The 20,013-nt window shown below is 70.0% G+C and carries 18 protein-coding genes; 11 read left to right on the forward strand and 7 right to left on the reverse strand.

Features of this window, described 5'->3' with window-relative positions; all coding sequences use genetic code 11:
- Positions 1 to 125: 125 nt before the first annotated feature.
- On the forward strand, positions 126 to 2,222 hold the full coding sequence (locus QE374_RS06185) for an Ig-like domain-containing protein (RefSeq protein ID WP_309733104.1): 2,097 nt from the start codon (positions 126 to 128) through the stop codon (positions 2,220 to 2,222).
- 50 nt (positions 2,223 to 2,272) lie between these two features.
- The gene (locus QE374_RS06190) at positions 2,273 to 5,047 is read left to right on the forward strand and encodes a LamG-like jellyroll fold domain-containing protein (RefSeq protein ID WP_309733106.1); all 2,775 of its coding nucleotides are present in this window, start codon (positions 2,273 to 2,275) and stop codon (positions 5,045 to 5,047) included.
- A gap of 56 nt (positions 5,048 to 5,103) precedes the next feature.
- Here the strand turns inward: QE374_RS06190 and QE374_RS06195 are convergent, their stop codons facing one another.
- The gene (locus QE374_RS06195) at positions 5,104 to 5,280 is read right to left on the reverse strand and encodes a hypothetical protein (RefSeq protein ID WP_309733107.1); all 177 of its coding nucleotides are present in this window, start codon (positions 5,278 to 5,280) and stop codon (positions 5,104 to 5,106) included.
- A 156-nt stretch (positions 5,281 to 5,436) separates the two neighbouring features.
- Here QE374_RS06195 and QE374_RS06200 point away from each other — a divergent pair, with 156 nt between their 5' ends.
- Both QE374_RS06200 and QE374_RS06205 read left to right on the forward strand, forming a co-directional pair.
- Positions 5,437 to 5,847: a hypothetical protein gene (locus tag QE374_RS06200; RefSeq protein WP_309733109.1), complete on the forward strand. Its 411-nt coding sequence runs from the start codon at positions 5,437 to 5,439 to the stop codon at positions 5,845 to 5,847.
- A gap of 240 nt (positions 5,848 to 6,087) precedes the next feature.
- Positions 6,088 to 6,357, forward strand: coding sequence for a helix-turn-helix transcriptional regulator (locus QE374_RS06205; RefSeq protein ID WP_309733110.1), 270 nt, complete (start codon positions 6,088 to 6,090; stop codon positions 6,355 to 6,357).
- Between the two features lie 9 nt (positions 6,358 to 6,366).
- Here the strand turns inward: QE374_RS06205 and QE374_RS06210 are convergent, their stop codons facing one another.
- Positions 6,367 to 7,893, reverse strand: a complete 1,527-nt coding sequence (locus tag QE374_RS06210) for a SulP family inorganic anion transporter (RefSeq protein WP_309733111.1) — start codon at positions 7,891 to 7,893, stop codon at positions 6,367 to 6,369.
- A 174-nt stretch (positions 7,894 to 8,067) separates the two neighbouring features.
- Here QE374_RS06210 and QE374_RS06215 point away from each other — a divergent pair, with 174 nt between their 5' ends.
- From QE374_RS06215 to QE374_RS06245, 7 genes are all read left to right on the forward strand, one after another.
- Complete coding sequence (locus tag QE374_RS06215) at positions 8,068 to 8,421, forward strand: MerR family transcriptional regulator (RefSeq protein ID WP_396653345.1); 354 nt, start codon at positions 8,068 to 8,070, stop codon at positions 8,419 to 8,421.
- 38 nt (positions 8,422 to 8,459) lie between these two features.
- On the forward strand, positions 8,460 to 9,500 hold the full coding sequence (locus tag QE374_RS06220; RefSeq protein ID WP_309733114.1) for a hypothetical protein: 1,041 nt from the start codon (positions 8,460 to 8,462) through the stop codon (positions 9,498 to 9,500).
- Positions 9,501 to 9,580: 80 nt separating this feature from the next.
- Positions 9,581 to 10,987 (forward strand): DUF222 domain-containing protein, encoded by a 1,407-nt coding sequence (locus tag QE374_RS06225; RefSeq protein ID WP_309733116.1) that lies wholly within the window; start codon positions 9,581 to 9,583, stop codon positions 10,985 to 10,987.
- A gap of 311 nt (positions 10,988 to 11,298) precedes the next feature.
- Positions 11,299 to 12,573 carry a cohesin domain-containing protein gene (locus tag QE374_RS06230; protein WP_309733118.1) on the forward strand — a complete coding sequence of 425 codons (1,275 nt, stop codon included), beginning with the start codon at positions 11,299 to 11,301 and terminating at the stop codon, positions 12,571 to 12,573.
- The gene (locus QE374_RS06235; protein ID WP_309733121.1) at positions 12,570 to 14,414 is read left to right on the forward strand and encodes an amidase family protein; all 1,845 of its coding nucleotides are present in this window, start codon (positions 12,570 to 12,572) and stop codon (positions 14,412 to 14,414) included. The genes QE374_RS06230 and QE374_RS06235 overlap by 4 nt, the downstream gene beginning before the upstream one ends.
- Positions 14,415 to 14,537: 123 nt before the next feature.
- A complete protein-coding gene (locus QE374_RS06240) occupies positions 14,538 to 15,014 on the forward strand; it encodes a hypothetical protein (RefSeq protein ID WP_309733123.1) in 477 nt (158 codons plus the stop codon).
- 86 nt (positions 15,015 to 15,100) lie between these two features.
- Positions 15,101 to 16,750 (forward strand): ATP-binding protein, encoded by a 1,650-nt coding sequence (locus QE374_RS06245; protein WP_309733125.1) that lies wholly within the window; start codon positions 15,101 to 15,103, stop codon positions 16,748 to 16,750.
- A gap of 335 nt (positions 16,751 to 17,085) precedes the next feature.
- On the opposite strand, the gene QE374_RS06250 is transcribed toward QE374_RS06245, so the two are convergent.
- The 5 genes from QE374_RS06250 to QE374_RS06270 all read right to left on the reverse strand — a co-directional run bounded on the left by QE374_RS06250 (position 17,086) and on the right by QE374_RS06270 (position 20,007).
- Positions 17,086 to 17,463 carry a PLD nuclease N-terminal domain-containing protein gene (locus QE374_RS06250; protein WP_309733126.1) on the reverse strand — a complete coding sequence of 126 codons (378 nt, stop codon included), beginning with the start codon at positions 17,461 to 17,463 and terminating at the stop codon, positions 17,086 to 17,088.
- A 240-nt stretch (positions 17,464 to 17,703) separates the two neighbouring features.
- On the reverse strand, positions 17,704 to 17,970 hold the full coding sequence (locus QE374_RS06255) for a hypothetical protein (RefSeq protein WP_309733128.1): 267 nt from the start codon (positions 17,968 to 17,970) through the stop codon (positions 17,704 to 17,706).
- A gap of 70 nt (positions 17,971 to 18,040) precedes the next feature.
- Positions 18,041 to 18,514: a hypothetical protein gene (locus tag QE374_RS06260; RefSeq protein WP_309733129.1), complete on the reverse strand. Its 474-nt coding sequence runs from the start codon at positions 18,512 to 18,514 to the stop codon at positions 18,041 to 18,043.
- 63 nt (positions 18,515 to 18,577) lie between these two features.
- On the reverse strand, positions 18,578 to 19,534 hold the full coding sequence (locus QE374_RS06265; RefSeq protein WP_309733131.1) for an alpha/beta hydrolase: 957 nt from the start codon (positions 19,532 to 19,534) through the stop codon (positions 18,578 to 18,580).
- Positions 19,531 to 20,007 carry a hypothetical protein gene (locus tag QE374_RS06270; protein ID WP_309733133.1) on the reverse strand — a complete coding sequence of 159 codons (477 nt, stop codon included), beginning with the start codon at positions 20,005 to 20,007 and terminating at the stop codon, positions 19,531 to 19,533. The genes QE374_RS06265 and QE374_RS06270 overlap by 4 nt, the downstream gene beginning before the upstream one ends.
- Positions 20,008 to 20,013: the final 6 nt, after the last annotated feature.

Below are 20,013 nucleotides of genomic sequence, written 5' to 3' on the forward strand. Positions count from 1 at the left end.
CGCGTTCTCGACCCGGCGTACGCGCGTTCATAGCCGGTTCACCGGGTGCACACCGTCGACGACCCTCGCCCGGATAGACCTTTTCTCGGCCCGTCCCGAGGCCGCCGAAAGGATCTTCACAGCTCATGAAGCCCCCGACCCGACGCGCGTGGAGCGCGGCCGCCGTGGCCGCCGCACTCGCGCTGATCTCCGCAGCCGCGGCCGCGCCGTCCGTCGCCGAGACGCCCTCGCGCACGGTGGTCATCGACCCCGCCGCCGCCTCCGTCGCCGCACCCGCGTGGCCCTCGATCGATCCCGCAGCGATCGACCCGGCCGCGACCGACTCCGGCCGGGCCAGCGAGCTCGCCGCATCCGTCATCGCCAGCGCCCGCACCGGCGCGCAGGTCCTCGCGGGCGACACCCTCCCCGCCGCCGCGAACACCGTCCGTGCGCACTTCGCCGACTTCATCGCCGCCGGAACCCCGCTGCTGGCGTCCCCCGACGACACCACGCTCATCGCCCTCACCGGCGACACCGCGACCGTCGTCTTCGCCAACACCACCAGCGCCCAGGCGACCCTCGAGATCGACGTGCGCTCCTTCGCCGACCACACCGCCGCGGCCACCACCGTGCACACCACCAGCGGAGCGGGCGAGCTCGTCGCCACGCCGGCGACGCCCGTTCCCGCCACCGGCCTGATCACGGTCGCCGCCCCCGCGCACTCGATCGTCACCGCCGTCACCACCGGCCTCGTCGTCACCGCGAGCCCGGCAGCAGCCACCGCACGCGTCGCGCCCGCATCCGCCCTCGTCGGCGAAGGCCAACTGCGCCTCATCGAGTCGTCCTACGCACCGGGCAAGGTCATCGAGCTCGGCAACCCCGCCGCCCAGCCCACCGGCCCGACGGGTGCCACCTCCCCCGCCGCTGCCGCCGTGTTCACGATCTCCGGCGTCGCCGCCCTCACGCAGAAGCAGGCCGTCGTGTTCTCCCCCGTCACCGCGCGGACCGACACCTACGTCATCTCCACCCAGGACGGCCGCGTGCTCTCGCGCCGCAACAACGCCGCGAGCGACTTCCGCTACCTGCAGCTCACCGAGCGCACCATCGACGACGCCGCCACCGACCCCTACGCGCAGTGGACGGCCGTCGACGCCGGAAACGGCGAGGTCTCGCTGCAGAACGTGCAGCGAGATGCGGGGGGCGCCATCGCGGCCCTCGACCTCTACAACTGGAAGACCGCCGACGCCTCCGAGGTGCAGACCTACACCTTCAGCGGCGCCGCCGTGCAGAAGTGGAAGATCCACCCCCTCACCGCCGCCGTCGCATCCGACACGGTCATCATCCAGCCCGGCGCCGCACCGCAGCTTCCGACCATGCTGCGCGCCGTCTACGGCTGGGGCACCCGGTTCGAGATGACGACGCTCACCTGGAACCTGCCCGACGAGAACGTCTGGAACACCGACGGCACCGTCACCGTGACCGGCACCGGCATCGGCTACTTCGGCGAGCAGGTGCCCGTCGAAGCCCGCTACCTCGTCGGCTCGCTCTCCGACGGCGCCGACGCCGCGTACACGACCTTCGCCGGCGTGCTCGTCAAAGAGCTCCAGATGCGCGCACCCCGCACCGTCGTCCGCGGCGTCTCGGGTTCCGAGGCCACCGTCGACGCGCCCGTCACCTGGGACTGGTCACGCGTCACCGACGCCGACTTCGCCGCCCCCGGCACCGTGACCGTTCCCGCCTCTGCGAAGAGCGGGTTCGCGGCGAACCTCGTCATCACCGTCAGCCCCGCCGCAACCACCAACATCCTGCGCGGCGCCGGCGTGCACCACACCGTGACTCACATGGACGGCGCGAGCTTCCAGCTCACCGACGGGGTGCGCACCGTCTCGGGTTTCTCCGACTGGCGCTCGGGCGGCGCATCCAACCGCGTCAACCCGAACACGATCACCTTCTTCCTCGACGAGCCCCAGCAGGTCACCGGTGCCGGGGTCTTCGACATCGCCGGAAAGCGGAACATCGGCACCGTCACGGTGCAGTACCGCACGCTCACCGGCGGCTGGGCGAACCTGCCCGGCACCGCCTGGCCGGTCACCAACCCGACCGCCGATCTCAGCCTCGAGGTCACGAACGAACCGGTCATCGCCACCGGCGTGCGCGTCATCATCACCAACAAGTCCGCGAGCACGTGGATGACCCTCTCCGAGATCGAGGTCTCGGGACTCACGGCGGGAGACGCACGATGATCCGCTCCGCTGCGCCTCTCACCGCCACATCCACCGAGGAGTCCTCGTTCATGTCACGAACGACCCGCCGCGCCGTCACGGTCGCGACCATCACCGCCATCGCCGGCTCCGTGCTGCTCGGCGGCACGGCCGCATCCGCTGCGACGCAGGGCACCACCACCGCACCGACCACGGCCGGATCCGACGCCACCGGAGACCGCTCCAGCTTCGTGCTGCCGGTGCTGCCCGACACGCAGTTCTACTCCCGCTACAGCGCGTCGCAGTTCGTGCCCCAGTACGGCACGAACCCCTTCGAGGTGCAGACGCAGTGGATCGTCGACAACCAGCGCGAGCTCAACATGCCCTTCACCGTGCATGTGGGCGACGTCGTCGACCAGCAGGGTCAGAGCGGCGAGTGGGATGCGGCCGCCAAAGCCATGAAGATCCTCACCGACGGCGGCATGGAGTACTCGGTGCTCCCCGGCAACCACGACGTGAGCGACATGAACGCCCGCTCCTCCGTCGGCATCTCGGGCAACTACCTCGCCCGCTTCGGCGAATCCCAGCTGCGCGCCCAAGCGGGCGACGGCCTGATCGGCACCTTCCAGAACGGGCTCTCCTCCGCCTATCTCTTCGAGGCCGAGGGGCACACGTGGATGTCGCTCGCGATCGCGTGGAACGCCTCCGACGACACCTTCGCGTGGGCGCAGGGCGTGCTCGACGCGCACCCCGGCATCCCCGTCATCCTCTCCTCGCACGCGATCATCGGCATCGCCGAAGACCAGGTGTCGCCGGCATCCTGGTGGTGGGGCGAAGAGCTCTGGAACCGGCTCATCAAGAGCAACGACGAGATCATCCTCACCGTCAACGGTCACTTCCACGGCTCCACGTCCCAGACCCGCACGAACGACGCCGGGCACCCGGTGTACCAGGTGCTCACCGACTACCAGATGGCCGCCGACGGCGGAAACGGCATCATGAGCCTGTTCGAGTTCAACCTCTCGGGCGGCGACATCACCCTGTCGACGATCTCGCCGTGGGTGCCCAAGAAGCACGCGAATTCGGTCACCTCCACGGATGCGCCGGTGCTGACCGGCTCCGGACAGAGCCTCACGATGCCGCTCGATTTCCGCTCCCGCTTCGGGTGGACGATCGATGCGTCCGACGAAGACCAGGTCGACCTCTCGGCGCGCGCGAAGGCGATCGTGTCGACCGGATGGAGCGGCTCGAACGGCGGCGCCGCTCGCGCCGTCGCAGGAGCCTCCAACGACTACATCCAGGTCGACGGAACCGTCGCGCACTGGCGTTTCGGTGGCGTGCCCGAGGGCGTCGTCGACGAGAACTCGGTGATCCCCGACGTCGCCGGCGACAGCCCGATGTACCGCAACGCGATCGATGAGACCGACGCGAACGAGGCCCTCGACGACGTGAAGGTCTCGCATGAGAACCACGCCTACTACTCGTCCGACTTCGGCGCGGTCTGCTTCAGCAACGTCTACCGCAACGCCTCCGGCCCCGACAACCTGTCGTTCCTGTCGACCGAGTACGGCGCGCCGGCGACCTTCGCCGACCTGACCGCCTCGACCGGCTACACGCTGGAGAGCTTCCTGCAGCTCGACGAGGGCTGGACCGAGACGGCCAACCGATGGGGCGCGGCGATCACCCGCGGTGGTTCGCGCGAGTGGACCGGCATCCACGATTCCGCAGACCCGGGCGCCGGCGCCGCCTGGCTCGGCATCTCGAGCCTGCGCGAGTACCAGTTCTCCGCCGGAGACACCACGACGGGCAACTCGTACACCAACTGGTCGGGCGAGATCATGCCCGGCTCGTGGCACCACGTGGCGATCGTCAACGACCCCGACGCCCGCACCGTGATCATGTACGTCGACGGAGTGCCGGTGCTGCGCAACGCGTCGAACGTCGGCGGGATGATGGCCGCCGACTTCATGCCCTGGATCATCGGCACGTCGACGTGGGACACCGAGCCCGACCACGGCTGGAACGGATGCGTCGGCGAGACCCGCATCGTCGATCATGCGCTCTCGCAGAGCGAGTTCCTCACCCAGCGCGTCGACATCGACGGCACGGGCGCGAACTTCGCCCTCACGACCGACACCGGCACGGTGCTTGCGCACGACGCGAAGATCACCGATTTCACCGGAACCGGCTTCCCGGGCGCGAAGATCACGGTCACGGCGGGAGAAGCTCGCCTCGGCGAGGCGGTCGTCGCCGAGGACGGCACCTGGAAGGTGACTCTCGATGCGCCCGTCGCAGGCTCGGGCGCACACGCCTTCGCCTTCACGCAGGCGATCGGCACCCGCTCCGGCAAGCCGTTCGAGGCGACGGTCATGATCGGCGAGGACACCGCCTGGAGCCCCGTCGAGGGCGATCTGTCCGACACCCTCGAGGGCCTCATCACGGTGACGCCCGAGAACTTCGTGCCGGGCCAGGCGATCAGCGTGCGCGTGCCGGAAGGACACGAGGGCGAGGAACTGTCGGCGTTCCTCTTCTCCCAGCCGATCGGCCTCGGACTGTCGACGGTCACCGGCGGATCCATGCGCCTCGTGACGCCCGCATCCCTTCCGCTCGGGGTGCACCGGCTCGCGGTCTACACCGCGGACGGCACGATCCTCGGCTGGAGCAACGTGCTCATCAGCGCACCCGTCACCGGCACCGACCCCGCGCCCGTCACCGACCCGACGGCTCCGGTCGCTGCAGGGCCGGGTGCGTCGGGCGAGCTGCCGACCACCGGCATCGAGATCGCCTCCCTCGTGCTGCTGTTCGCGGCGGGGCTGGGCGCGCTCGCCATCGGCGTGGGTGCAGTACGTCGAGCTCGGCGCCGCTGAGCAGATCCTCGTGGGGCCCTTTCCGCACCCCGCGGGAGGGGCCCCACGAGCACGTGTCAGCGTCCTTCGCCACGCCCCCGCACGAGCGCTGCGTCGAGGTAGCGACGCAGCGAAACCTCCCGCACGTGGTTCCACCCCGTGCGCACGCGCACCATCGTCACCCCGCGCGCACGCATCGCCAGCGCGACGTCGTGAGATAAGCGCACCCGGTCATCGACCGGGCGCCAGGTCATGTCAACATATTCGTCAAGCACCCGCGCCCCGTCGACCTTGCGTGACGCACCGGCCATGGCGACTCCGTCCGAACTCGCACGAGAACTGCTCTTTCAGACCATGTATACATGGTGTAAGAGAGCACGGCAAATGCGCATGCCGGGCACAGAGCCACCGTGAACTCCCGCACTGACGAGCGATCCCGTCGCCCGACCCGACCCGACCCGAAAGAGGACGACCGCCCCATGCGCGACTACTTCGGCGACGACGACGAACTGTGCCCGGCATGGTGCACCGGGGATCACGACCTGTCGGATGATCTCCGCCTGGCGCACCGCAGCGAAGCGAGGTCGGTACCCGCGGTCGAGCGCGTCGACGATCCCGCGCACCACGCGCCTCAGGCCACGACCGTGAATCTGATCGTCGGGCTCGAGAAGTCGGCCGCCGAACTCTGGGTGTGGATCGGCCCCGAGGACGACGCGGGACGCGGACTCACCCTCAGCGTCGAGAGCGCCCACCGCCTGCAAAACGCCCTGGGCGACATCCTTCACACTGCCCGCACCCGGCGGGTCCGCGGCGGAGAGTGACCCTCCCGCCCATCCGGCGGCCATGTACCATGTAAACATGGTGTCGCGGCAGGCCGGCGACACAGCGATGGTCACTGGACCTGGGAATCCAGGGACGCGTTGCGTTCTCCGTGGGGCGCGACGCCTGGCTCCCCTTTGCGCGCGTACCCGTCGCAAGGCGAAGGGGAGCCAGCACCTGCATCCCGGATGCCTTCTCCACAGCCAGTATCCGCATCCGCGCGAATGGGTCAGAGTTGATCCATGACGATCACCACCGCCGGGCAGTGGACGCAGTACTGCCGGATGCTGGGCGACAATCTCTCGGCGGCGCGCGCCGCACGGGGCCTGAGCCAGGAGCAGGTCGCACGCGCAGCCGGCCTGGCGACATTCACGTACCAGAAGCTGGAGAAGGGCGAGTCCAACCCGGGCAGCCCCGCGAATCCGCGACTGCACACCCTCGTCTCGCTCGCGCTCGTGCTGAACCTCGAGCTCGCGACGATGCTCCCGTCCGCCGACCTCGCGAAGGCGTGACCGTCGCGTTCAGTGCCCCGCGCCGAGCATCCCCGTGAGCCGGCCGTGGAACGCCGAGGCGTCGGCATTCAGCCCTTCGATCTCCACCGTCTTGCCGAGCCGACGGTACTTCGTCGCGACCGCGTCCAGAGCCGCGACCGTGGAGGCATCCCAGACGTGCGACCGGCTCATGTCGACGATCACGCGCTCCGGGTCGTCGGTGTACGAGAACTGCGTGGTCAGGTCATTGCTTGATGCGAAGAACAACTCGCCGTCGACCGTGTAGCGCACGGTCGGAACGGCAGCCTCGGCGTCTGCCGCGCGCGTCACCGTGACGAGGTGCGCGACCCGGCGGGCGAACAGCACCATCGCGGCGAGCACTCCCGCCACGACGCCGATCGCGAGGTTATGGGTCCACACCGTCATCGCAACGGTGATGATCATCACCGCGGTCTCGCTCACCGGCATCCGCGCGAGCGTGCGAGGCCGCACACTGTGCCAGTCGAACGTCGCGATCGACACCACGATCATCACCGCCACCAGCGCCGCCATCGGGATGATCGCCACCACGTCGCCGAGAAGCAGCACCAGAGCCAGCAGGAAGGAGCCCGCGAGGAAGGTCGAGATCCGCGTCCGCGCACCGGACGCCTTCACGTTGATCATCGTCTGGCCGATCATCGCGCATCCGCCCATCCCACCGAACGCCCCCGACAGGATGTTCGCGACGCCCTGCCCCCACGCCTCCCTGGTCTTCGACGAACGCGTGTCCGTGATCTCGTCCACGAGCTTGGCCGTCATGAGCGATTCGAGCAGGCCCACGACCGCCAGCGCGAGCGCGTACGGGGCGATGATCTGCAACGTCTCGAGACTCAGCGGCACGTTCGGCACGAAGAGCGCCGGCAGGCTGTCGGGAAGCGTCCCCTGGTCACCGACCGTCGGCACGTGCAGACCCGCTGCGAACACGATGATCGTCACGACAGCGATCGCCACCAACGGCGCCGGCACCGCCTTCGTGAAGCGTGGCAGCACGAACATGATGGCCAGACCCACGAGCACCAGCGGATAGACGATCCACGGGGTGCCGGCGCCGAACAACTGCGGCAGCTGCGCGGTGAAGATCAGAATGGCCAGGGCATTGACGAAGCCCACCATCACCGAACGGGGGATGAACCGCATGAGCTTCGCGACACCCAGAACGGCGAGCACGATCTGTATCGCTCCCCCGAGCAGCACCGTCGCAATGAGATAGTCGACGCCGTGATCGCGCACCACCGGCGCGACCACCAGGGCGACGGCACCGGTGGCCGCCGTGATCATGGCCGGCCGCCCTCCGACGAAGGCGATCGCCACAGCCATCACGAAAGACGAGAACAGCCCCACCCGCGGGTCGACGCCCGCGATGATCGAGAACGCGATCGCCTCCGGGATCAGCGCCAGCGCGACGACGAGACCCGCGAGCACCTCCCGAGTCAGCAGCTTCGGACTGCGCACGGCCTGCAGCACCGTGGGTTCGATCCGGCGACGCCCGGCGGTGGATGCGGGAGTGGGAGTGGTCAACGCAACTCCTTGGCGTGGAAGGTCGGGGAGGGCACAGTGCGCCCGAGAGCGCAGCGTCGGGCGGCCGACGCGAGAAGATGGGAGGGATGCGGACGCCGCATCGCCTGCGCAAACCTAACGTAACGTGAGGTTTCTGTCGAATCCCGAGGAGCTGCCTTGTCAGACGAGCACACGATGCGCATCGGCGAGGTCGCCGAGCGCACCGAGCTGTCGTTCCGCACGCTCCGCCACTACGACGAGATCGGACTCGTGCCGCCCTCGGCGCGCACCGACGGCGGGTTCCGGCTCTACACCGAGGACGATGTCGCCCGCATCCTGCTCATCCGACGCATGAAGCCGCTCGGATTCACTCTCGACGAGATGCGCGAACTGCTCGATGTCGTCGACGCCCTCCCATCCCGCCCCGACGACGCCGAACTGCGCGCCCGCCTCGCGAGCATCCAGCAGGAGGCGTCTGAGCGTCGCGAGAGACTCACGAGGCAGGTGGGAATGGCCGACGAGTTCCTCGAACAGCTCTCGCGCATCTGACGCCCCGAGCGCAGATCCCGCATCCATACACTGACACCATGCCCGCACGCCGCGACCCGCAGACCGCGGCGACGCTCGATCTCTCAGGGCTGACGGGACCGGTCTCGCTGCGCGAGGTGAACGACTTCTATCGGCGCACCGGGGTTCCCGTGGCGCGCCGCTGGTGGGCCGTCGCCCTGACGATCGCGATGTTCCTCGCCGCCGAGGCCGTCTTCCTCAAGGTCATGATGCCGGCGTTCGGACTCGATGCCGCGCTGTCCGACGCCGTGTACGGCGGCTTCCTCGTCTTCACGGGCCTGTACGCGCTGGCGCTGGGCGCCATCATCTGGCGCAACGCCGCGCTGCCCGCGCGCATCTTCCGCACCGCCCGCGCGAACCACCTCGCCTACAGCGACCGCGGCACGGTCGGCCTGCGCCTGCCCGGCTCCGTCATGGCCAGCACCGACGCGTTCGTCGTGACGGCCGACGTCCTGAGCGGCGGACCGCCCGACAACGACCTCCCCCGATTCACCGCCGCGACCCTCGCCCCGCAGGTCGCGGGCACCCGCCGTCGCCGCGGCATCGCCGCCATCGCCCTCGACCGGCAGACGCCGCACATCGTGCTCGAGAACCGTCGCGCCCGCGTGCTGCGCACCACCGGCCGACGCTTCCGCGCCGAGCAGAGGCTGAGCCTCGAGGGCGACTTCGACCGCACCTTCACCCTCTTCTGCCCGCGCGGCTACGAGACCGACGCGCTCTACATCTTCACGCCCGACCTCATGGCCCTCATGATCGATCTCGCATCCGACTGCGAAGCCGAGCTACTCGACGGCTGGCTCGTGCTCTACAGCGGACGCCCCTGGCGACTCTCGACTCCGCGCGGCTTCACCCGACTCATCTCGCTCGTCGACCTCGTCGGACGCAAGATGCGCGCCCGCACCGAGCTGTACCGCGACGAGCACGCGGATGCCGGAACCGCCATCGCGATCCCCGGCCGTCGCCTCCGCGCCCGACCCTCCTGGGGAGCCGTCGCCGCCACGATCGTGCCGGCGGCGTTCATCGCCCTCGGTCTCGTGTCGATGATCCTCGATCTGTTCTGAGGCATACCCCCTTTCGCAAGCTCGCTTGTAGTAGAACATTTGTACTATACAGGAGGCGCGCGGCGCGGTAGAATACGAACATGTCTTCTACCGCGTACCGCCCCGTCGGGTTCTCCGACGCGGATGCGGCGGCGCTCGCCGAGATCGCTGCGGCGGTCGAGAAGACTCAGGCCGAACTCGCCGCCCTCCAGGCGCGCATGACCCGCGAGCTCGCGCGGGCAGAAGAGCTCGCCTGCCGCCAGTCGTCCGGCGCGACGCGCAGCGCTGCCGCCGGCGACATGGCGCACCGCGCCATCGCCTCCGAACTCGCCGCCCCGCTCCGCATCGCCGACCGCACCATGCAGCGGCGCATGACCCAGGCAGCCGAGATCGCCCACGAGTACCCGGCCACGCTCGACTCCCTCGCCGCCGGTCGCATCACCATGGGGCACGTCCACGCCATCGCCGACGCGGGCGCGCATCTCCCCCACGAGGCGCGTGCCGGCTTCGAGGCGGTGGCGCTCCGCAAATGCGAGAACGACACGGTCGGGCGCGTGCGCCCCGCCCTACGCATGCTCGCCGAGCGTCTCCACCCGCGCACGCTCACCGAGCGCCACATCGAAGCCCGCGAGATGCGAAGCATCACCGTCGACCCGATCGACGACGGCATGTGCGAACTCACGGCGATCCTCCCCCTCATCCTCGGCGAGGGCATCCACAACCGACTCACCCAGCAGGGCGCAGCCCTCCAAGACGAGCGGATGCGGGCGGTCGAGCGCCTGCGCGAGTCCCGCGCGGCGGGCCGGCCCGCATCCGAAGCCGACGAGGTCCTCGCCTCCGACGGCCGCACCATGGATCAGCTGCGCGCCGACATCTTCGCCGACATGCTCCTCACGGCTCAGCCCAGCGCCGACCCTACGCGCACCGACGACCGCCCGGGTGCACTCGGCGCGATCCGCGCACACGTACAGGTCATCGTGCCGGTGCTCGCGATCGCGGGAACCCACGAGCATCCCGCCGATCTCGCCGGTCGCAGCCCGGTCGACGCCGAGACCGCCCGGCAGCTGGTCGGCGCAGAGTCCGGCTGGGACCGCATCCTGACCCATCCCGTCAGCGGAGAGGTCCTCGCAACCGACCGCTACCAGCCCACCCCCGATCTCCGCCGCCGGCTTCGCGCCCGCGACGCGCACTGCCGTTTTCCCGGATGCCGAGTGCCGGCCATCCGCTGCGAGCACGATCACACGGTCGACTTCGCTCTCGGCGGCAAGACCCGGCTCGACAACCTCTCAGGGCTCTGCCAGCGACACCACTCGATGAAGCAGTTCACCGCGTGGAAGGTCACCCAGATCGGTGACGGGATCCTCGCCTGGACCTCACCGCTCGGACGCCCTTACCTCGACCATCCGCCCGCACCGACGGTGCACTTCGTGCCCGATGAGATTCCCCTCGGCGTGCCATCGCGCTACGACGATGACGACGACCCGCCTCCCTGGGAGACCGCCGCCTGAGACCCGGCCGGCAACATCCGCCGCACATCGCGATCACGTAGAACTGCTCAGTTCTCACAGCGAGTGCGGGGCCGCTCCACGCGCGCGGGCACTCCCCGGGCCTCGTCTCGTCGGGGAACATCGCGCCCGTATAACCGCCCGGTGAGAGCCGCTTTCTCCATGAGTCGCGCACCCCGCGCGCGTTCGCCGATGCAGCGGTCGAAACCTCGCCACTCCCAGCGGAAACACAAGGGACACATAGCGCTGACACGGTGGGGCCGCTCCACCGACACCGTCACCCGAACGCCCCGGCAGCAAAGGTCTGTACACCCATGCCCGATTCCCGCGCCCGCAGCGGCCGCAGCGGCCCCCGCCTTCGACGACCAGTGATCATCGCCGCCCTCGTCGGCCTCGTGATCGCCCCCCTCACCGCCACAGCCGTCGCCACGGCGGTCTCGGCCAACGCCAAGGCCGCCGCGATCGCGACGCTGTCGGCCAGCGAAGGCGTCGTGGGCGACGCGCTCACTCTGACGCTCGACACCGCCGACGCCGACGATGTCTACGCCGCCGCCGTGAGCCTGAGTTTCGACGCATCCCGCCTCACCTTCGACGAGGACGCCGTCACGAGCGACTTCCCCGGCATGTACAGCGTCGTCGGCGAGATCGACGGCGACGAAGGCCGGCTCGACTTCACCCTCACCCGCCTCGGAACCTCGAGCGGAGCCGCCGGCGACTTCTCGCTCGGAGAGCTCGGCTTCACCTCCGCCGCGTGGGGCGACGCTGCGATCACGATCGACGCCGTGACCCTCGTCGACAGCGAGCTCGGCAGGATCGAGCAGAAGCCCGGAACGACCCTCACGTTCCGTGTTCCCGCACCCCCCGAGCCGACGACCGAGCCGACCACTCCGCCCACCGAGCCGACGACTCCCCCCACCGAGCCGACGACGGCACCGACCGAACCGTCAGAGCCCACGAACCCCACGACACCGACGACGCCGACGCCGACGACACCGAACGCGCCCTCGACGCCGAACAGCCCGACGGTCATCGCGGCCAGCGGATACGGCACGACGGTGACGAAGCCCTCCTCGGGCACGGTCGTCGCCGCACCGCAGACGAGCGCCGCACCCACCAACCAGACGGCGCAGATCGCGGCGTCGAGCGCGAAGCCCGCACCGGGCGACACCGTCGAGCTGACCGTCACCGGCCTCGCCGCGAACACGGCGCACCGCATCGAGCTGCACTCCGACCCGATCGTCCTCGGCACCGCGGTCAGCGACGCGACGGGCTCGTTCACCTTCACGGCGACGATCCCGAAGACCGCCCCCACCGGCGAGCACGAGATCGTCGTCCTGGCCGACGACGCCGTCGTGGCGACCCTGCCCATCACGATCACGGAGGCGACCGCATCCCCGGCGCCGACGGCGAGCCCGTCCGCCTCCGCGCCCGCCGCCACCGAGGTCGACACGGATGCGGCGTCGTCCGCCGACTCCGCCGGCGGCATCGCCTGGTGGATCTGGATCGTCGTCGCGCTGATCGTCGTCCTCATCGCGGCCGTCATCGCCCTCACGATGTCCCGCAACCGCAGCAAGGAGAAGAGCGAATGACGCACGCATCCATCGCCCCCGTCCGCCGCGCGACGCTGCTCGCCGGGATCGGTCTCGCCACCGTCGGCGTCCTCGTCGTCGGCGCGGCGCCCGCCTACGCCGCCGACGACTCGGTCAGCTACCTCGCGCCGGAGTACCAGGCCGGCGAGCTCACTGGCGACGGCAAGGTCGACGCCGACGACCTCGCCATCCTGATGACCGCCGTCGGCATGACCTCCGACGACGCGGACTGGGAGACCGTGGCCGCGGCCGACGCCGACGGCGACGGCGTGATCACCGTCCTCGACGTCGCCGCGCTCTCGAAGGCGTACCTGTACGACGACGACCCGTTCGAGATCCTCGAGACCGACGTCGTCGACATCCAGAAGGCGATGACCGCCGGCGTCCTCACCTCCGAGCAGCTGACCGCCGAGTACCTCTCCCGCATCGCCGCCTACGACCGCGTCGCGGGCATCGACCCCGCGACCCCGGCCGAGATGCTGGAAGCGATCGTCGCCACCAACCCGAACGCGATGACGGAGGCGAAGGCACTCGACGCGGAACGCGCCGCGACCGGTCCGCGCAGCATCCTGCACGGCATCCCGGTGCTCGTGAAAGACAACATCAACACGGTCAACATGGCCACCACAGCCGGCTGCGCGTGCCTCGCCGACAACGTCACCTCGACCGACGCGGAGACCGTGGAGCGGCTGAAGGCGATGGGAGCCATCGTCATCGCCAAGGCCAATCTGTCCGAGTTCGCCCAGTCCACGGCATCCTCGATCAGCAAGTACGGAACGACCCGCAACGCCTACGGGCTGGGCCGCGACCCGGGCGGCTCGAGCGGCGGCACCGGCGCATCCGTGTCCGCCAACCTCGGCGTCTTCGGACTCGGAACCGACACCGGCGGATCCGTGCGCGTCCCGTCCTCCTTCAACGCCCTCGTCGGCATCCGCCCCACGATCGGCCTCGTGAGCCGAGAGGGCGTCATCCCGCTCGATCTCTACCGCGACACCGTCGGCCCGATGGCCCGCTCCGTCTCGGATGCGGCACTCGCCCTCGACGCCCTGGCCGGCAGCGATCCGATGGATGCGGTCACCGCCGGCGCCGACGGCGTCAAGCCGCTCTCCTACGCGCAGGCACTCGACCCGAAGGCGCTGGAGGGCAAGCGCATCGGATACATCTCGGGCTTGGTCTCCGGCAACCAGAACGCCGTCGGATTCCGCCTGGTCCGGGGCGCGTTCGCCGATCTGGAGGCCGCCGGCGCCACGGTTATCGACGTCGGGAGCTTCGGCACGGTCAACGGCTACGGACTCGGGAGCCTGCCGGGCAGCTCCTCGTTCACCCACGACATGAACGAGTACCTGAACGCGTACTACCGGCCGGGCTACACGTTCGCCGACCTCGCCCAGCGGGTCACCGACGCGGCGACGAGCGGCGGCCCGACCCTCTCCACCTGGTCGGCGGCCACCGTGCGCGGTTGGGCCTCGACGAGCGACGCCACCAGGGATGCGGCGTACCCGAACTTCAGCCGCACCCAGCAGGCGATGCGCGACCGCGTCGACCAGCTCATGGCGCAGTACGACCTGGACGCCGTGATCTACCCGAGCACCGGCGGCACCGTCGGCTCCCCGGCCAGCAACAACCGCATCAGCGCGTTCAGCGGATACCCGGCCGTCTCGGTTCCGATGGGCTTCGCCGACTCGACGCTCGACGAGACCAGCTACAGCGGGTTCCCGATGGGTCTGGAGTTCCTCGCCGAGCCGTACTCGGAGTCGAAGCTCATCGGCTTCGCCTACGCGTACGAGCAGCAGACCCAGCACCGCCGGCCGACGACGCTCTTCCCAGACCTCGCGGGCTGAGCATCCGACACGGCCATCGCCGCGCGCGCCCCGCTCCGCTTCGGCGGTCGGGGCGCGCGCGGCGACGCTCCGTCTTCCGCAAAGACCTCCCCTCAACCTTCAGTAAGGCGTAAGGTTGAGGGCATGGAGACCTTCCTACTCCGTCTCGACCGCCTCGCCGGCGGCCGCATGGCGGGCTACCGCGTCGACCGCCCCGACGACCCCCGCGTGAACCGCGCCTTCCGGGCGATCACGATCCTGCTCGTCGTCTGCTTCCTGCTCGGCATCGCCACCATCGTCACGTCGGCCTGGCTCACCGCATCCGGCCAAGACGTCGGCTTCGCCGTCTGGATGCGGTGCCTCGTCGTGCTCGGCATCACGACGACGCTCTTCTACTTCCTGTGGCGGGCGCGCGCCGGCTGGTACTGGGCGATCCGACGCCTGCAGCTGTTCAGCCGCATCTTCCCGATCATCGCCCTCGTCCTCGCGGCGATCCCGGGGCTCTACCCGTGGTGGGTCATCAGCGAGCAGATCGTGTTCGCCATCCTGCTGATCGGCGTCTCCGACTACCTGCAATCCGACTACCTTCGCGCCGCCTACCCGAAGCCCGCGCGCCCCTAACGCAACGGCGGCCGGCTCGTCGAGTGTGGCGCTCGCGCCCCGGCAGTGGCATGGTCATCTCAAAGCGGGTGATCCGAGGAGCAGCAATGCCGTTGTTCGAGATGGAGGCGAGCCCCCGGGGCCGTATGCGCGTCTTCGGGCGCACCCAGCTGCCCTTCGCCCTGGGCGCAGTCCTCATCGCCGTCGTCGCCGCACTCGTCGATCCCTCCCTCCTGGGACGCTGGCCCATGCTCACGGGCTTCGCGCTCACCGTCCTCGCCACGTGTGCCGCCATCGCCGTCCCGTGGGAGCGCCTGCATCCGGCGGCGATGATCTCGATCGCCGTGCTCGACATCGTCACCGTCGCCCTCCTGCGCGCGGAACTCGCACCGCTCGTGCCCGCGGTCACGATCCTGGCGCTCTTTCCGCTGCTGTGGCTGGCGTACGGATTCCGCTGGTACGGCATGCTGGTCGCCGTCGTCGGCGCCACCTTCATCACGTCGTTCCGGTTCGTCTACATCTCGCGCTGGCCCTCGAACCCCGCCGAGTGGGCGAACGTCGTCACCTTCCCCGTTCTGATCCTCGGCGTCGCGGTCATCGTCTACATCGCCGCCAACCAGCTGCGCCGCAACGGCGCACGCCTCGCCGCGGCGTCCCGGGCCCAGACCGACGCGCTCCGCGACGCGAGGGATGCCGAAGCGATCGCCCTCGGCATCCTGAACACCGTCAGCGCCGGCGTGGCCTTCTACGACGCCGACGGCCGCCTCGACGTCGCGAACACCACCGCGCGTCGGATGACCGAGACGGCCGGCTTCCGCCTCGACACCCCGCCCTACAGCGGCGAGCACGCCTTCACCGCCGACCGCGTCACCCGCATCCCGGACGAGGAGCAGATCATCCCGCGGGCCCTGCGCGGCGAGACGATCGCCGACCACCTGGAGTGGATCGGACCGCCCGACTCGCAGGTGGCGATCATCGCCTCGTCGGGACGCGTGCACCGCGAGGACGGCGTGCTGCTCGGAACCGTGGTCGTCGCCTACGACGTCACCGAGCTGGCGGATGCGATCGAGGTGCGCGAGCACTTCCTGCGCACGGTGTCACACGAACTGCGCAGCCCCATCACGAGCATCACGGGGTTCCTCGATCTGATCGACGACGCCGTCGACCCCGCCGACACGAAGGTGCACGACTACATCGACATCGTCACCCGCAAGACCAACGACCTCCTCGACCGCGTGCGAGACCTCCTGGCCGCGAACGACGGAGCGAAGCCGCCGAACTGGGCCAGCAACGACGCCGCCGTGCTCGTCCGCGATGCCGCAGCGAGAACACGCCGTCTCGCCGACGGCCACGACGTCGTCGTGCAGGCGACCGGACCCGACAGCCTGCCCGTCTTCGCGGACGGGGAGCAGGTGACGAACGCGGTCGCCGAGCTGCTCACGAACGCGATCAAGTTCGGCGATCAGAGCTCCGTCGTCACTGTGCGCTACGGTCTCGTCGGACGCCGCGTCACGATCGCCGTCACCAACTCCGGGCACGGGATCGCGCCCAGCGAGCAGCGCCGCGCCTTCGACCGCTTCTACCGTGCGCCCTACGCACGCGCCCAGGCGATCCAGGGGTTCGGGCTCGGCCTCACCAACGTGCGCGCGATCGTGGCGGCGCACGGCGGCCACATCCATATCGACAGCGCCCCCGGCGAACACACGACCTTCACGCTCGACGTCCCCCAGCATCCCTACACGGTCAGCCAGGACTGAGCCCCGGGCGAGCCGCGGCCGCGGGCCGCGAGCGCCGGGCCGCGGGCGCGCCGCCCCGCCCGAACTCCTGCAGATCCGCCCCATCCGCCACGTATCCGGGGCACACGCTGCGTTCTGCAGGAGTTCGGGCACAACTCAGCGGTATCCGGCCCCAGCTGCGGCCCGCCGCATCCCCACCGCCCGTTCCGGTTGAGGTGTGCGCGCGACTGCGCCCCGCTTCCGCCCGAACTCCTGCAACCGAACCCCGGTCCAGCCATCGACCGCACGGCGGACGGGGTTCTGCAGGAGTTCGGGCACAACTCGCAGCCGGCCGGAGGAGACGCGGCACCTGCCACTTACGCGCCTGCGGCATCTCCGCCGTTCGCGGCACGGCGACGGCGGATCTCCGCCTCCAGAGCCGCGGCGCGCTCCTCGCGCTCGAGGTCGGCGAGCTGCTGCTCCGTCGTGCGCGTATCGCGCGGCCTCGGCGCAGGAGCGGGTCCAGCCTCCTCCTTCGACCACCGGCGCGGGTCGCCGAAGCTCATCGCCTCGCGACCGCTGCTCCACTCCCTCCCGAGCGTGAACCAGAGGATGGAGCCGACGAGCGGCAGCAGCACGATGAAGAAGATCCACGCGACCTTCGGCAGGAACCGGATCTGATCGTCTCGGCGCGTGATGGCGTCGATGAGGGCGACCACCATGACGGCGAAGATGAGCAGCGCGAGCAACGGCATGCATCCAACGTGCCGCAGCGAGCCCGCGAGCGCAACGGTCGCGCGGCCCACATCCGGTCGCGCTGCCCGCATCCGGTCGCTGCCCGCATCTCCCTCGTCCGTCGGAGAAAGCGCGCCCGGTCGGAGGATTCAGCGCCGATCCTCCGACATCCGCGCGAATCTCCGACCGGACCGGCCGACCCGGACCGGCCGACCCGACCGGACCACCCGACCCGACCCACGGATGCGGGCGGCTCGCGCTCAGCCCGCGACGAGCCAGACGATGACGGCCGCGACCAGCAGCACCGGCGAGATCCACGCCATCCAGCGCGTCGTCGGCAACGGCTCCCACCGGGCGCGAAGGAGGCTGACGAGCAGGAGGAACGCGGCCATGAACACGACCGCGAGGTGCACGCGCATGACGGTGCCCACCACGATCAGGATGACGCCGCACACCTGCATGCCGAACAGCCGCGCCAGCACGGCGAGCGGCGGCCGGAAGCGGCGCCGGGACGGTTCCGCTGTCACGACAGCAGCCCGGATACCGGCGCATCCCGTCGTGCGCGGGCCGCGCTGAGCTCGCGCACGGAGCAGATGGTCACTGCGCGTCGAACGCGTCGACGAACACCTGCGGCAGCACCACGTTCACCGGTGCACCCTGGAAGAACGGCGCGACGTTCTCCACTTTGTGCCCGGCGATGCCCGTGCCGATAGGCGTGACGAGGAACGTCGTCTCGGGATGCGCCTGCGCGTACTCGAGGAAGTCGACGATCTGCTCGAGCATCGTGTCGAAGCCGCTCATCGTGTCGATCGCAGAGGAGCGACCCGTCGGCCCGACACCCACTCCCCACTCGGCGCCGAAGTTCTCGAAAGCGGCCCGTGCCGCACCCGCGCCGTGCTGACCGGCCGCGTTGCTGCCGAACACGAACACCTCGTCGTCGGCGAGCTCGGTCACGACCTCCGGAGTCCGCCTGGCGCGGAGCGCTGCGAGGCGCTCCTCCTCTTTCCTTCCGCGTCGTGGTTCACGAGTCGGGCCGAGCAGAAGCCCGAGCAGGTCGTTGAAGGCAGACATGCACCCAGTATCGTCGCCGCTCCACGACAAGCGACGTCGGCGGTGAGATTGTGGATCGGGGCCTCAGTCCTGCTGCTCCTTCATGACCCGAGCGTGCGAGGTCTTCCCGCGCGCCACCTCGCGATCGTCCCGGCGCACCACGCCCACAAACTCAACGAACCGCGCCGCGAACGCGCGGAACGCGGCGGACAGGCTCGCCGCGCGGGGCTCGGGCGCCTCGGCCTCCGCATCCGGCATCAGGTTCAGTTCGCCGTCGGTGTCTCGGGGCGTCCGCGCGAATGCCACGCACAGCCGCGCGACGCCCTCCGCGTGCCCGTGCATGACCGAGTGCGCGGCGCCTCCGATCTCCCACGTCGATGCGAACGGGATCTCGCGCGCCGCGCGCTCGACCCACGCACGCGGCACCACGGCGTCGTGCTCGCCGCGGATCACGAGCGTGTGAGCGCGGATGTCGGCGAAGAGCTCCTCGATCGGAAACCGCATCATCTCCGGCAGCACCCGCAGGAACCACCGCGGCCCGCACAGCAGGTAGGCACCCACCGCCAGCACCTTGATCTTGAGCGGTTCGTGCCACGTCGACCGCAGGAACCGCAGCGCGAGTCGCGGAAGCCGTCGCGCGGCGGGGTCGACGACCGGGCCGATGAGCACGAGCGTCGAGATCTCCGGTCGTCGCCGCGCGACCTCGGTCACGATCTGCGTACCCATCGAGTGCCCGACGAGCACGGGGTCTTCGAGCGCGAGCTCGTCGAGCACCGCCTCCACCGCATCCGCGTACTGCGCGATCGACATGGCCGACTCCGGATGCGGCACACCGCCGAACCCGGGCAGGTCGAGAGCGTGCACCGCGCCGAACTCGTTCAGCTGCGGAGCCAGCCGCTCGAAGTAGGTCGCCGCGACGCCGATTCCGGCGACGAGCACGAAGGAGCGCTCGCCCTCTGCCCGGATGGAGGACACGCGCGTGTAGGCCGTGCCGCACGCGACGCGGCGCACGTCGACGACGGGCGCGGACGGGGCTGTCACAGTGAGGACGCGAACAACGAGCCGACGAAGAACAGCAGCGCGAAAGCCGCCACCGCGTTGCCGATCATCACGAGGAAGGCGGACATCGTGAGTCCCGCGAACGCGCGACGCCAGAAGGACGCGCCGGCGGGCACGGTCGACGCGTACGAGAAGGTGCCGACCGCGATCAGCACGATCTCGATCGCCGCGAGCCACCAGGCCTGGAGCATCGCCACCTGGGGGGCGAAGACACTCACGGCGAAGTCACCACTCACCGCCGCGTACACGCTCACGGCCAGCCACACGAGGTTGACGGCGAACAGGGGCCACAGCCACGGCCAGCGCTCCCGTACCGCGAAGCCCACGTCACGCCCGTGGACACCGCTGTGCTCGGTGCGCTCGCGCACCGCATCCGCCGAACGGGCGCGGCGCGAAGACACGACCTGACGCCATCCGCAGTCCGGCTCGACACAGGCGTGGGTGACTGCGCTCATACCGAC

Source organism: Microbacterium sp. SORGH_AS_0428, from assembly GCF_031453615.1.
Lineage (GTDB): Bacteria > Actinomycetota > Actinomycetes > Actinomycetales > Microbacteriaceae > Microbacterium.

Bases quoted from the DNA above. Each gene is read 5' to 3' on its own strand.
- QE374_RS06185 (WP_309733104.1), top strand. From the start codon at position 126: ATGAAGCCCCCGACCCGACGCGCGTGGAGCGCGGCCGCCGTGGCCGCC.
- QE374_RS06190 (WP_309733106.1), top strand. From the start codon at position 2,273: ATGTCACGAACGACCCGCCGCGCCGTCACGGTCGCGACCATCACCGCC.
- QE374_RS06195 (WP_309733107.1), bottom strand. From the start codon at position 5,280: ATGACCTGGCGCCCGGTCGATGACCGGGTGCGCTTATCTCACGACGTC.
- QE374_RS06205 (WP_309733110.1), top strand. From the start codon at position 6,088: ATGACGATCACCACCGCCGGGCAGTGGACGCAGTACTGCCGGATGCTG.
- QE374_RS06215 (WP_396653345.1), top strand. From the start codon at position 8,068: ATGCGCATCGGCGAGGTCGCCGAGCGCACCGAGCTGTCGTTCCGCACG.
- QE374_RS06220 (WP_309733114.1), top strand. From the start codon at position 8,460: ATGCCCGCACGCCGCGACCCGCAGACCGCGGCGACGCTCGATCTCTCA.
- QE374_RS06225 (WP_309733116.1), top strand. From the start codon at position 9,581: ATGTCTTCTACCGCGTACCGCCCCGTCGGGTTCTCCGACGCGGATGCG.
- QE374_RS06230 (WP_309733118.1), top strand. From the start codon at position 11,299: ATGCCCGATTCCCGCGCCCGCAGCGGCCGCAGCGGCCCCCGCCTTCGA.
- QE374_RS06235 (WP_309733121.1), top strand. From the start codon at position 12,570: ATGACGCACGCATCCATCGCCCCCGTCCGCCGCGCGACGCTGCTCGCC.
- QE374_RS06240 (WP_309733123.1), top strand. From the start codon at position 14,538: ATGGAGACCTTCCTACTCCGTCTCGACCGCCTCGCCGGCGGCCGCATG.
- QE374_RS06245 (WP_309733125.1), top strand. From the start codon at position 15,101: ATGCCGTTGTTCGAGATGGAGGCGAGCCCCCGGGGCCGTATGCGCGTC.
- QE374_RS06250 (WP_309733126.1), bottom strand. From the start codon at position 17,463: ATGCCGTTGCTCGCGCTGCTCATCTTCGCCGTCATGGTGGTCGCCCTC.
- QE374_RS06260 (WP_309733129.1), bottom strand. From the start codon at position 18,514: ATGTCTGCCTTCAACGACCTGCTCGGGCTTCTGCTCGGCCCGACTCGT.
- QE374_RS06270 (WP_309733133.1), bottom strand. From the start codon at position 20,007: ATGAGCGCAGTCACCCACGCCTGTGTCGAGCCGGACTGCGGATGGCGT.